Genomic DNA, 12486 nt, shown 5'->3' with positions numbered 1-12486 from the left:
ATTCATGGTGGCTTAAAAGTTGTACCCTAAAATATCAAATCGGATTTTTGAAATTTTCTTCAAAAAACACTTGACTTTTTATTAGCAGGCTTTCATGGTTTTGTTAGGGCGGTATTCCGCTTCGGGGCATAAAAATAAGGCGTACATTTTTCATGCTACCTTTAGATACGCACCCGCAGCCCGTTCAAATCCGAAGCCCTCGCACCAACAAGATACCAGTTGTCCCCGTACTCCATGCGGGTCGGCTTCCATTTGCCGCGTACAAACACTTCAAAGCAATCCCCACAATGCAATCCTCCGTAGTAGTCGTTAAGGTCAAAGCGAATGTCGTAACGGTCTGCCGTTTCATCAAAAATCAAAGCTCCTGTTTTCTGTGCCATATTAAAATCCTCCTGTTTTTAATAGCCGCCGTACATATCGTGATTGACAAGGGCGGTGTAATAGCTGTCAATGGTGTTGGGTGCGTTGAAAAGTACCGCTTTCAGATATTGCTTGATGTTGCGGATTTTCGTGGTGTTCTCTTTCATGCAGTCAAAGACAAATTCAATGTGGCTGCTGTTCAGCTTCATAAACTTTGCTTTGACAAGCTCTGCCGGATAATCGTCCCCGGCGATACGAATTGTCTTTCGTTTAGTGCAGACAGTTTCAAGGATAAGGGACACAATCTCGTCCAAGCGTTCCCTGTCAATGTCGGTATGCTTGATAAAATGCTCATACTCGATATTGTCCTTGATAATTTCCTCATACACGCTGTACGCGTCTGCCGCTTCCGTTCCTTTCCGTTCCGGCTCTGCCGTTTCCTCCCTCAAAGGAGAGGGGTTAGGGGAAAGGATAGGAATGGAATGGTTACTTGATAAATCCGTATTTGATTTTTCTTTTTTTGATAAGTCAGTCTTTTGTATATCTTTATTTAATTGCATTGGATTTTCCGACGTCGGGTTATCCGCTGTCGGATTTTCCAATATCGGGTTATCCGCTGTTGGATTTTCCAATACCGGACAATCCAATGCCGGGGGCTGTGGCTGTTCGTAAATGGTGTACTCGATAGCGGTCATTTTACCTTTCTCGTCGCGTCCCTGCCGTCTTGTGATATATCCGGCTTTTTCAAGCTCCCATACAGCGGTGCGGATAGCGTCGATACTTTCCCGGTTGATATAGGACAGCCCCGCAAGGGTGTAGTCCCAATCCTCTGGCAAGGACAGCATTTGTGATAACAGTCCTTTTGCTTTTAGGGAAAGCTCCTTATTGCGTAAATGGTGGTTACTCATAACCGTATATCCTGTGTTTCTCTCCACGCGGAAAACTGCCATACCTTCATCAACTCCTTTGCTTCATATTTGTTACGAAGTAGAACAGCGATTTTGAGGGTTTAGGTATCAATCCCTTACCCTGTGAAAACCGCACCCGCAAAGCCTTATGTAGCAAGGCTCTTTTTGCCCCTACTGCGTAACATGAGGGTAAAAAAATAGCGGCGTTCCTTGTTTCCCTGTTGGGATAAGGTAACGCCGCCTGTGCGGTACATTATAATATTTTAACTTCTGTTCTATCATGCTATATGGTTCTATCCGTAGAAATCTGTATGCCCATTTATCAATACATAAAATGCGTTGGACTCTGGTTTTCGACTATCTTTTTACACCCATTTCTACACCCAAATGGCATGAAAGTATATGATTTTGTATGAAGTTTTATGAATTTACAATTTCAAAAAACCTTGTAACCATGCGGTTTTACGGACTTTTATTGAGGTATATAGATTTATGAAAAAAGGCTAATTTACAACGATACCTAATTTCATGGGTCTATATTCTCCTTTGCTTTTCCTTTTGCATATAAGGTGCTTTTCAGCTGGACGGTCTTTTAGGAGACCGCAGGGCCATGAGCCCGGAAAAGGGTCCAAAGCCACAAGTAATCATAGCATATGCATTTCTTTTTCTCAAGGCAAAAATCACTGCTTTTGGCCCAGCAGCTCCCAGAGAACCGAAATATAGAGCTTAAGTCCCGTCATCAGAGCGTTCTCGTCGATGTCGAACCGGGCGTTGTGGTGGGGAGCCGCAATGTCGCAGCCGATGCACATGTAGGCAGCCTTTCCGCCATGGGCCTGGACCCTGGACATCAGGTAGGCGGCGTCCTCGGAGCCGGTGAAGCCTCCGCTGGGAACGTAGCGGGTGATCTCCGGGATCCTGGAAGCTCCGGCTTTTATGAAGGGCTCCAGGGCGTCGTCGCTGTCTGCGCCGGAGGCGCTGCCCATGATTTTTGTATCCACCGTGCATCCGAACATTTCAGCCGCACCCTTTAAGCTGCTCATGGCCCGGTCAAAGACGGTGCGTTCGATCTCTGTGGTCTCTCCCCGGGTCTCCAGCTGGAGGACCGCCCGGTCTGCAACCACATTCCGTCCGGTGCCTCCGGAGATGGTTCCCACGTTGAGCCTGGCGGCTCCCCGGGAGTCCTGACAGGCGGTATGCATGGCCAGGGTGGCCGAGCAGGCGGCCAGGATCGCATTATGGCCATCCTGGGGAGAAGCCCCTGCATGGGAGGAGAGGCCGGTGATGACTGCGTCTATCTTTGTAGTAGAGAGGAAGCCGTTGGTCAGGGCCAGGAGCTCGCCGGTTTTCCAGCCCATGCCCAGATGGCCGGAAAGGAACCAGTCCACGTCGTCCAGGACGCCGCTTTCTGCAATGGACTGGGCGCCCCGGACGCCTTCCTCCGCCGGCTGGAAGATGATCTTTATGACGCCGGAGAGATCCTTACGGATGGCGTTCAGAGCCAGGCAGACGAAAAGCCCCAGGGAAGCGTGGCCATCGTGGCCGCAGGCGTGCATGCATCCGCAGTTTTCAGAAGAAAAGCCATTTTTTACCGGAAGGCGGCAGGGTTCCATATCCTCGCCCACATCGTTGCAGTCGATATCAAAGCGCAGCGCCGTCACCGGTCCTGGATTTCCGGTCTCGATCACAGCCATAGCCCCGGTAAAGCCGTCCATTTCCTTAATGATACCGGCGTCCGCCCCCTGGCTTACGGCACGCTCCATGCATACGTCCAGCTCCTTCTGGGGAGGATAACCCCAGAGATAATCCCTGTGAAGGATCTCTTTTCCATATTTTACAGGGATCCCGTGGTCTTTCAGCGCGGCAATGAGTCTGGCAGTGGTATAAAATTCCTTCCAGCCTGGCTCCGGATGACGGTGCAGGTCCCGGCGGAAGTGTATCAGGGCTTCCCGGCAGTCCTCCAGGCTGTTTAAATAAGAAGTGATATCCATTTTTTGCCTCCATTCAGCAGTATTTTTTCTGCTTTCAGTATATAGGCCCCGGATGAAAAATGCAAGGAAAACGGGTGTGGGCTGCACAACAGAAACGGGAACTTTTGTCGAAATAAGGGAGACGGTGTCATGCGAATTTATTTGCTTTTTGTAGTATTTCGGAGTAAAATAGGAAACATAAACGACAAAAGGAGTGTTTGATATGGCGGAAGGGGCAGATTTAAGCTTTATACACCTGGGGATATCCGTCCAGAATATGACAAAAAGCTTCTCCATTTTTGGAGTATCCTTTGCATATTACGGCCTGATCATCGGGATCGGAATGATCGCCGGACTTCTGGTGGCCCAGCAGGATGCAAAAAGGAGGGGGCAGGATCCGGAGATCTATCTGGATTTCATGCTGTATGGAGTGATCTTTGCGATCATCGGGGCCCGTCTCTATTATGTGGTGTTCCAGTGGGGATACTATAAGGATCATCTGGCGGAGATCTTCAATATACGGAAGGGCGGCCTGGCCATCTACGGAGGGATCATCGCCGCAGTGATCACGCTGATCGTGTTCACAAGAAAGCGTAAGCTTTCATTCCTGTCCATGGCGGACAGCGCCTGTCTCGGCCTTGTGACCGGGCAGATCATCGGCCGCTGGGGAAACTTTATGAACTGCGAGGCCTTCGGCGGCTATACGGACAGCCTGTTCGCCATGCGGATCAAACGGAGCATTGTCAATGAAAGCATGATATCCCAGGAGCTTCTGGAGCATCTGATCACGGAAAACGGGATCGAGTATATCCAGGTCCATCCGACGTTCCTCTATGAATCCATGTGGAACCTGGGGCTTCTTTTATTCATGCTCTGGTACAGAAAGAGAAAAAAATTTACAGGAGAAATGTTACTGATTTATCTGACCGGATATGGAATCGGACGCGCGTGGATCGAAGGGCTCCGGACGGACCAGCTTCTGATCCCGGGAACGGAACTTGCAGTCTCCCAGGTGTTATCCATGGTGATCGCAGTCATTTCCCTGGCTGTTCTCCTGTTCCATCGAAGGAAGGGACCAGGAGAAAGCGAGGAAACAGTATAGATGAACGGGTTGAATGAAGAGCGTGAGAAATTGATCCAGAGGATCGAATGTGTGAGAGTAAAGCTGAACCGGAGCATTGATGAAAAGGAAGATTATGCTACCGTATATCAGTACAGTGTAGAGCTGGATGCCTTGATCGAGCAGTATATGGCGGCCGGCTATTAGCGGAACCGGCACGGGCCGGTCTTTGTGTTCACGTTTTTTGTTTGGCCCGTTGGTGGGCGGTACGAAAGAGGAGAAATTCCCCTGTTGTCCAATAAAACTTAAAAGCAGATGGGGCCGTCGGGAACAGGATTCCCGGCGGTTTTTTCTTTAAAAATTCCTTGCTATTTTCTTTCATATGTACTAATATTAAAGAAGAAGTGGTGGAAAGTGGGTTAAAGTGGTGCTAAATGGTGGAACGGTGGTTCCCCATGGAGCGCGGTGGCAACAGGAGAAGACGATGTTCATTGGAGAATACAGTCACACAATCGATGCCAAGGGCCGTTTGATCGTACCATCCAGGTTCCGGGAACAGCTGGGCGATGAGTTCGTTGTGACCAAGGGACTGGACGGGTGTCTTTTTGTGTACGAAAATTCCGAATGGAGATCCTTTGAAGAAAAACTCCACGCACTTCCTCTTACAAATGCCAATGCCAGAAAATTTACAAGGTTTTTCCTGGCCGGCGCCAGCGCCTGCGAGGTGGACAGGCAGGGCAGGATCCTGATCCCTGCGGTCCTCCGGGAATTTGCGAAGCTGGAAAAGGATGTGGTCCTGGTGGGAGTCGGAAGCCGGATCGAGATCTGGAACAAGGCGCTCTGGACAGAAAAGAACGTGTATGATGATATGGAAGAAATCGCAGAAAATATGGAAGGTCTTGGCATATGATTTTTGAACACAAGTCAGTTCTCCTATACGAAACCGTAGACAGCCTGAATATTAAGCCGGACGGGATCTATGTGGACGGTACCCTGGGCGGCGGCGGCCATGCTTATGAGGTCCTAAAGCGGCTGGGCCCCAAAGGCCGTCTCATCGGCATCGACCAGGATGCAGACGCCATCCAAGCAGCTTCTGGGAGGCTTAAGGAATACGGAGAGAAGGTTACCATCGTTAGGAGCAATTACAGAAATATAAAAGAGGTGCTGTCCAGCCTGGGGATCGGAAAAGTGGACGGGATCTACCTGGACCTGGGCGTATCCTCCTATCAGCTGGATACGGCAGAGAGGGGCTTTACCTACCGGGAAAGCGCGCCGTTGGATATGCGTATGGACCAGAGAAACGAAAAAACGGCCGCGGATATCGTCAATGAATACAGCGAGATGGAGCTGTACCGGATCATCCGTGATTACGGCGAGGACCGGTTTGCGAAAAATATTGCAAAGCACATTGTGAAAGCGCGCCAGGAGAAATGGATCGAAACCACCGATGAGCTGGTGGAGATCATCAAGGCCGCCATCCCGGCCAGGGTACGGGCCGAGGGAGGCCACCCGGCCAAGCGCACCTTCCAGGCCATCCGCATCGAGCTGAACCATGAGCTGGAGGTGCTGGACGAATCCATCGATACCATGGTGGATCTTTTAAATCCAGGAGGAAGGCTTTCCATCATCACCTTCCACTCGTTGGAGGACAGGATCGTCAAGACACGGTTTAAGACCTGTGAAAACCCATGTATCTGCCCGCCGGACTTTCCCGTATGCGTCTGCGGAAGGAAAAGCCGGGGAAAGGTCATCACAAGAAAGCCCATCGTTCCCAGCGGACAGGAGCTGGAAGAAAATACAAGATCAAAAAGCTCAAAGCTCCGTGTGTTTGAACGGAGCGGATCATAAGGAATAGGAAAGGAAGTGATAGTATGGCAGCAAAGACCAGAAGAGGGGCAGCGCCGGAATATGTCAGTGGGACTGCGGCCAGAAAGCTGGAACCGGAAAGAAGACAGGAGAGGCCCAGGGAGCCCCGACGGGAGGCCAGCAGCCAGAGCCGTACTGTTACTGTCAGAAGAAACCAGGAAAAAGCACTCCAGATGGACCTGCCGTATGTGATCGTACTGACAATTGCCGCAGTGTGCACCCTTTATTTCTGTGTCAGCTATTTACAGCTCCAGTCCTCCATCGCCGCCAGGCTCAACCACATCGAGGCCCTGGAGGCGTCCATTGAAAAAAAGAAGGCGGACAATGACGCCCTGGAGACCCGGATCAATACGTCCATCGATCTGGACAATATCTATAAGATCGCCACAGAGGAGCTGGGGATGGTCTATGCCAATAAGGACCAGGTAAGGATGTATAACAAGACAGAAAGCGAGTATGTTAGACAGTATGAAGACATCCCGGAACGGTAGTCAGAACAAGCACAAAAAAATATTCTCAAGATACATGCAGGAAAAGCTGGCGGTTACGGTCCTCGTAATTACGCTGGCTTTGTTTGGTCTTGCGGTGAAGCTCTATATGCTGGTGGATGAGAAGAACGAGGAGTATACGGAGATCGTCTTAAACCAGCAGTCCTCCTACAACAGCCGTACCCTGCCCTACCGGCGGGGGGACATTGTGGACCGGAACGGCACCTACCTGGCCACCAGCGAAAAGGTCTACAATCTGATCCTGGATCCCAACCAGATCAATAAGGATTCAGCCAATTATCTGGAGACCACAGTGACGGCCCTGGTGGATGTATTCGGATACGACCGGGAGGAGATCCTTTCAGCCATCAATGAAAACCCGAATTCCTATTATGTGAAGTTCCGGAGACAGCTTTCGGCAGAGGAAAAGGAGGCCTTCGAGGCAAAGGCCAAAGAGGTGAACAAGCAGTATATAGACTCCAGGAGCAGGAAGCGGGTCCAGGGCGTATGGTTTGAGGACGAGTATAAGCGGGTCTATCCCTACGGCTCCGTGGCCTGCAATGTGGTGGGCTTTTCCTTTGACAACGGAAAGCAGGGAAGCGGCGGCATCGAGCAGTTTTACAACGATCAGCTCATCGGCACCAACGGCCGGGAGTATGGCTATCTGGACGCCGAATCCAATATGGAGAAGGTCATTAAATCAGCGGAAAACGGAAACACCATCGTTTCCACCATTGACACCAATATCCAGAAGATCGTGGAAAAGTACATCGACGAGTGGATGAACGGCATCGGGAGCAAGACGGCGGCGGTGCTGGTGATGAACCCCAACAACGGCGAGATCCTGGCCATGGCCTCCAACCGGCGGTATGACCTCAACGATCCGAGAAATCTGGGTGCCATGTACACCCAGGAGCAGATCGACGCCATGACTGAGGAGCAGAAGTCGGAGGCCTGGAACCAGATGTGGAGGAACTTCTGTGTCAGCGACAGCTTCGAGCCAGGTTCCCCGGCCAAGCCCCTGACGGTGGCGGCGGCCCTGGAGGAAGGGATCATCGGTTCCCAGGAGACCTTTGTCTGTGACGGCGCCCAGGAGGTGGGCGGCCACCGGATCAAGTGCGTCAGCATTTACGGCCACGGCGTCCTTTCGGTGGAGCAGACCCTAATGAAATCCTGCAACGACGCAATGATGCAGATCGCAGCCCGTATGGGTGTGGAACGGTTTGCCAGATACCAGGAGATCTTCGGCTTTGGCCAGAAGACGGGGATCGATCTTCCCGGCGAGGCCGATACGGCCGGCTTGATCTTCCATGCAGACAACATGGGAGCGGCGGATCTGGCCTGTAACTCCTTTGGTCAGACGTACAACTGTACCATGGTCCAGATGGCGGCGGCCCTGTCGTCGGTGATCAACGGCGGCTCCTATTATGAACCCCATGTGGTGAAGCAGATCTTAAACGACCAGGGGGCCGTGGTGAAGAAGGTGGAGCCCAATCTGGTGCGGGAGACCGTATCCCAGGCCACCAGCGATTTTGTAAGAAACGCCATGTTCCTGACTGTGGACAGTGAGGAAGGCACTGGTAAGGCAGGACGGGTGGCCGGATATAAGATCGGCGGAAAGACGGGAACGGCCCAGAAGCTGCCCCGGTCTGCCAACAATTACCTGCTGTCCTTTGCGGGCTTTGCCCCGGCCGACGATCCCCAGGTCCTGACCTATGTGGTCATCGACACGCCCAATCTGCCGGGAAAGGAACAGGCCCACAGTACCTTTGCCACAGAGGTGTTCCAGAAGATCATGACAGAAGTCCTTCCTTATATGAATATTTTCCCGGATACGGATGTGGCCGGGACCGAGGACGAGAGCCTGGCGGCCCAGGGTGAGGGGATCACCAACCAGAACCAGGGCGGTCTGGAGCCCGGAGGGGAAGCTGGAGACGGAGAGACCCAGGCAGAGGAAACGGAGCCCATGACCGATGAAAACGGGGAGACCATTCCGGAGACCGAGCCGGCCAGTGAGGAGGTCGTGCCTTATGACGACGGGCTGGGACTTCCCGACACCGTGGCCGGAGGCGGCCAGCCCCCTGGGGAGGCGGCCTCTGAGACTCTGTCGGAAACGCCTCCGGCCCCAGGGCCAGAAAACGCTCCGGAAGGCCAGGGGGAAACAGAGCCCCAGTAGATGGGATGCATTCCGGCGGCCCGGAGCCGCCGGGGACGAAGATACAGAGAGGTGACGGATGGAAAGACAGATCGATTTAAATGAGATTTCAGACGGAAGGCTCTACGGGCTTTCCGATATGGTAAGAGCAGACTGCGGCGGCTGTGCAGGCTGCTCTGCCTGCTGTTCGGGCATGGGCCGGTCGGTGGTCCTGGATCCCCTGGATATGCACCGTTTGGCAGAAGGGACAGGAGTGGGAGCAGAGACGCTTCTGACTGAAAATTTAGAACTGAATGTGGTGGATGGGATCGTCCTCCCCAATCTAAAAATGACAGGGGTGGGGGAAAGATGCACGTTCCTGGATCAGAACGGACGCTGTACGGTCCACAGCTTCCGCCCGGGGATCTGCCGGATCTTCCCTCTGGGGCGGCTGTATGAAAACGGGAGCTTCCAGTATTTTCTCCAGGTCAGGGAGTGCCGGAAGACAAACCGGGCCAAGATCAGGGTGAAAAAGTGGATCGATATGCCGGAAGCGGAAAAATATGATGCCTATATTTCCAGATGGCATTATTTTTTAAAGGAGCTTTCCAGGATCGTCCGGGAGGATACAGAAGGGATCCTGTCCAGGAACCTGAGCATGTATGTGTTAAAGGAATTTTATCTGACTCCCTATGACAGGGATGGGGACTTTTATGCCCAGATCGAGAAACGGATCGGGAAGGCGGAGGCAGTCTTTGGGATCAGCCATTCATAATTTCCGGTGAAATGAAATATAATGAGTAACAAAACACGGACATGGATGTGGCGTCATGAGCTCTTTTCTGACCCATCACAGGAGACGGATCCTGGTGACCATGGCGTTTTTGTCGCTTTTTATGGCCGGGCTCTGCGGCCAGCTGGGCTATCTGATGATCTTCCGGTCAGAGCATTACAGCACCATGGCCGACGATCTCCATGAAAGGGAACGGACCATCAAGGCGGCCAGAGGGGAGATCGTGGACCGGAACGGCACGGTCATCGCCTCCAACCGGACGGTCTGTACGGTCTCCGTGGTCCATAACCAGGTGGAGGAGCCGGAGGCGGTGATCCGGATGCTCTCCGGGGAACTGGAGCTGCCGGAGGCAGAGGTCCGCAAAAAGGTGGAAAAGCGCTCTTCCCGGGAGATCATAAAGACCAATGTGGATAAGGCCGACGGAGACCGGATCCGCTCCCATGGCTTTGCTGGCGTCAAGGTGGATGAGGATTATAAGCGGTATTACCCCTACGACAGCCTGGCTTCCCGGGTCCTGGGCTTTACAGGGGCCGATAACCAGGGGATCATCGGCCTGGAGGTCATGTACGAAAAATACTTAAAGGGCCGGGACGGAAAGATCCTTACCCTGTCCGATGCCAAAGGCGTGGAGGTGGAAAATGCCGCAGAGGAGCGGCTGGAGCCGGTGGCCGGGAACACCCTGACTGTGAGCCTGGACGTGAACATCCAGAAATACGCAGAGCAGGCCGCGTACCAGGTGATGGAGCGGAAGGGGGCCAGGGCCGTTTCGGTCATTGTCATGAACCCTCAGAACGGGGAGATATACGCCATGGTCAACGCCCCGGAATTTCATCTCAACGCCCCGTTTTCCCTGGCAGAGGGGGATGGGGCCGCTTCCGGAAAGGAAAAACAGGATCTTTTGAACGCCATGTGGAGGAACCGGTGCATCAACGACACCTATGAGCCGGGCTCCACCTTCAAGATCATCACGGCCGCAGCCGGTCTGGAGGCCGGAGTGGTCTCCCTGGAGGACCGGTTTTCCTGTCCGGGCTTCCGGATCGTGGAGGACCGGAAGATCCGGTGCCATAAGGTGGGCGGCCACGGCGGCGAGACCTTTTTACAGGGAGCCATGAACTCCTGTAATCCGGTGTTCATCGACGTGGGACAGCGGCTGGGAGCGGAGCGTTTTTACGATTATTTCCAGCAGTTCGGCCTGCTGGGGAAAACAGGCATCGACCTTCCCGGGGAGGCGGCCACCATTATGCATAAGAAGGAAAATATGGGCCTGGTGGAACTGGCCACGGTCTCCTTTGGACAGTCGTTCCAGATCACTCCCATCCAGCTTGTGACCACCGCCTCCTCCATCATCAACGGAGGGAACCGGATCACACCCCATTTTGCCATAAAGGCGGAGAGCCGGGACGGCTCCCTGGTGCGGGAGTTTACGTATCCCGTAAGGGAAAATGTGGTATCGGAGGAGACCAGCCGGACCATGCGGCATATCCTGGAGCAGGTGGTGGCTGAGGGCAGCGGGAAACGGGCAAAGGTGGAGGGCTTCCGGATCGGAGGAAAAACGGCCACCTCGGAAAAGCTTCCCAGGAGCCGGAAAAAGTATATCTCTTCTTTTCTGGGCTTTGCCCCGGCTGACGATCCCCAGGTCATTGCCCTCATCACCATTGACGAACCGGTGGGGATCTACTACGGCGGAACCATCGCAGCCCCGGTCATTGCCGACATTTTTGAGAACATCCTTCCTTATCTTGGGCTTCTGCCTGGAAATGAAACGTAGCGTTCAGCCATGCGTCGTTCTGTCCGCCCTCAGCGGACAAGAAGAGCTGGGCGTCTGTCCCATGAAGATCCGGACAGAAAACAAGGAAATGGTGTTTTCCCATTGATTAATTCTTTAAAAGGACGTATACTAAAAAGACCCAATACATAAGAGACAGAGGTGCAATATGGTTAATGAGACAATCCTGGCGGTCATCATCGCCTTTGCGGTCAGTGCGGCGCTTTGCCCCATCGTGATCCCATTCCTTCATAAATTAAAGTTCGGCCAGCAGGTCCGGGAGGACGGTCCCCAGGCCCATTTAAAAAAACAGGGGACGCCTACCATGGGGGGACTGATCATCCTTTCCAGCATTGTGATCACGTCCCTTTTTTATATGAAAGATTATCCCCGGATCATCCCGGTGCTGTTCATGACCGTGGGCTTCGGGATCATCGGCTTTCTGGACGACTATATCAAGATCGTCATGAAACGGTCCGAGGGGCTGAATCCGAAACAGAAGCTTCTGGGTCAGATCGTGATCACGGGGATCTTCGCCTATTATCTGATGACCTCCGGGGAGGTAGGAACGGAAATGCTGATCCCCTTCACCGGCGGCTTTGAAAACGGATATTTCCTGAATCTGGGGTGGCTCTTTGTACCGGCCCTGTTCTTTATCGTCCTTGGAACGGACAACGGCGTCAATTTCACAGACGGTCTGGACGGACTCTGCACCAGTGTGACGATCCTGGTGGCCACTTTTTTTACCGTGGTGGCTCTGGGAGAGGAGAGCGGCATCAGCCCCATCACGGGCGCCGTTGTGGGAAGTCTTCTGGGCTTCCTCTTATTTAATGTATATCCGGCCCGGGTATTTATGGGAGATACGGGATCTCTGGCCCTGGGAGGCTTTGTGGCCTCCAGCGCCTATATGATGCAGATGCCTGTCTTCATCGCCATTGTGGGCCTTATCTATCTGGTGGAGGTGCTTTCCGTTATCATCCAGGTCACTTATTTTAAAAAGACCGGCGGAAAGCGGATCTTTAAGATGGCTCCCATCCATCATCACTTTGAACTGTGCGGATGGTCTGAAACGAGAGTCGTCGCCGTATTTTCCATCATCACGGCAATCCTTTGTCTGGTTGCTTACTTAGGATTATAGCAGGGAG

General features: G+C 52.9%; 12 protein-coding genes. 9 read left to right on the top strand and 3 right to left on the bottom strand.

Features of this window, described 5'->3' with window-relative positions:
• Window positions 1–161 precede the first annotated feature (161 nt).
• The 3 genes from OCV69_RS12090 to OCV69_RS12080 all read right to left on the bottom strand — a co-directional run bounded on the left by OCV69_RS12090 (window position 162) and on the right by OCV69_RS12080 (window position 3256).
• Entirely contained in the window at window positions 162–380 is a 219-nt protein-coding gene (locus tag OCV69_RS12090) for a DUF5348 domain-containing protein (RefSeq protein ID WP_158359372.1), read from the bottom strand.
• An 18-nt stretch (window positions 381–398) separates the two neighbouring features.
• Entirely contained in the window at window positions 399–1310 is a 912-nt protein-coding gene (locus OCV69_RS12085; protein ID WP_119209914.1) for a DUF6017 domain-containing protein, read from the bottom strand.
• Window positions 1311–1948: 638 nt separating this feature from the next.
• Window positions 1949–3256: an amidohydrolase gene (locus tag OCV69_RS12080; protein WP_262563122.1), complete on the bottom strand. Its 1308-nt coding sequence runs from the start codon at window positions 3254–3256 to the stop codon at window positions 1949–1951.
• A gap of 202 nt (window positions 3257–3458) precedes the next feature.
• On the opposite strand from OCV69_RS12080, the gene lgt reads away from it, so the two are divergent.
• The 9 genes from lgt (at window position 3459) to mraY (ending at window position 12479) form a co-directional block, all read left to right on the top strand.
• Window positions 3459–4337: a prolipoprotein diacylglyceryl transferase gene (lgt, locus tag OCV69_RS12075; protein ID WP_158359368.1), complete on the top strand. Its 879-nt coding sequence runs from the start codon at window positions 3459–3461 to the stop codon at window positions 4335–4337.
• Window positions 4338–4502, top strand: coding sequence for an aspartyl-phosphate phosphatase Spo0E family protein (locus tag OCV69_RS12070; RefSeq protein ID WP_158359366.1), 165 nt, complete (start codon window positions 4338–4340; stop codon window positions 4500–4502).
• Window positions 4503–4779: 277 nt separating this feature from the next.
• The gene (gene mraZ / locus OCV69_RS12065; protein WP_022273838.1) at window positions 4780–5205 is read left to right on the top strand and encodes a division/cell wall cluster transcriptional repressor MraZ; all 426 of its coding nucleotides are present in this window, start codon (window positions 4780–4782) and stop codon (window positions 5203–5205) included.
• Window positions 5202–6143, top strand: a complete 942-nt coding sequence (gene rsmH, locus OCV69_RS12060; protein ID WP_158359365.1) for a 16S rRNA (cytosine(1402)-N(4))-methyltransferase RsmH — start codon at window positions 5202–5204, stop codon at window positions 6141–6143. Before mraZ ends, rsmH begins: the two co-directional genes overlap by 4 nt.
• 23 nt (window positions 6144–6166) lie before the next feature.
• Window positions 6167–6652, top strand: coding sequence for a septum formation initiator family protein (locus tag OCV69_RS12055; protein ID WP_022273836.1), 486 nt, complete (start codon window positions 6167–6169; stop codon window positions 6650–6652).
• Entirely contained in the window at window positions 6618–8825 is a 2208-nt protein-coding gene (locus OCV69_RS12050) for a penicillin-binding transpeptidase domain-containing protein (RefSeq protein WP_331485721.1), read from the top strand. Before OCV69_RS12055 ends, OCV69_RS12050 begins: the two co-directional genes overlap by 35 nt.
• Before the next feature lie 58 nt (window positions 8826–8883).
• Window positions 8884–9558: a YkgJ family cysteine cluster protein gene (locus tag OCV69_RS12045; protein WP_158359363.1), complete on the top strand. Its 675-nt coding sequence runs from the start codon at window positions 8884–8886 to the stop codon at window positions 9556–9558.
• A gap of 55 nt (window positions 9559–9613) precedes the next feature.
• Window positions 9614–11344: a peptidoglycan D,D-transpeptidase FtsI family protein gene (locus OCV69_RS12040; RefSeq protein ID WP_158359361.1), complete on the top strand. Its 1731-nt coding sequence runs from the start codon at window positions 9614–9616 to the stop codon at window positions 11342–11344.
• Between the two features lie 166 nt (window positions 11345–11510).
• Window positions 11511–12479, top strand: coding sequence for a phospho-N-acetylmuramoyl-pentapeptide-transferase (mraY, locus tag OCV69_RS12035; protein ID WP_158359359.1), 969 nt, complete (start codon window positions 11511–11513; stop codon window positions 12477–12479).
• Window positions 12480–12486 lie beyond the last annotated feature (7 nt).

It is taken from the genome of Alitiscatomonas aceti (assembly GCF_025567195.1).
Taxonomy (GTDB): Bacteria; Bacillota; Clostridia; order Lachnospirales; family Lachnospiraceae; genus Alitiscatomonas; species Alitiscatomonas aceti.
This window is presented reverse-complemented; position numbering and strand designations above follow the sequence as displayed.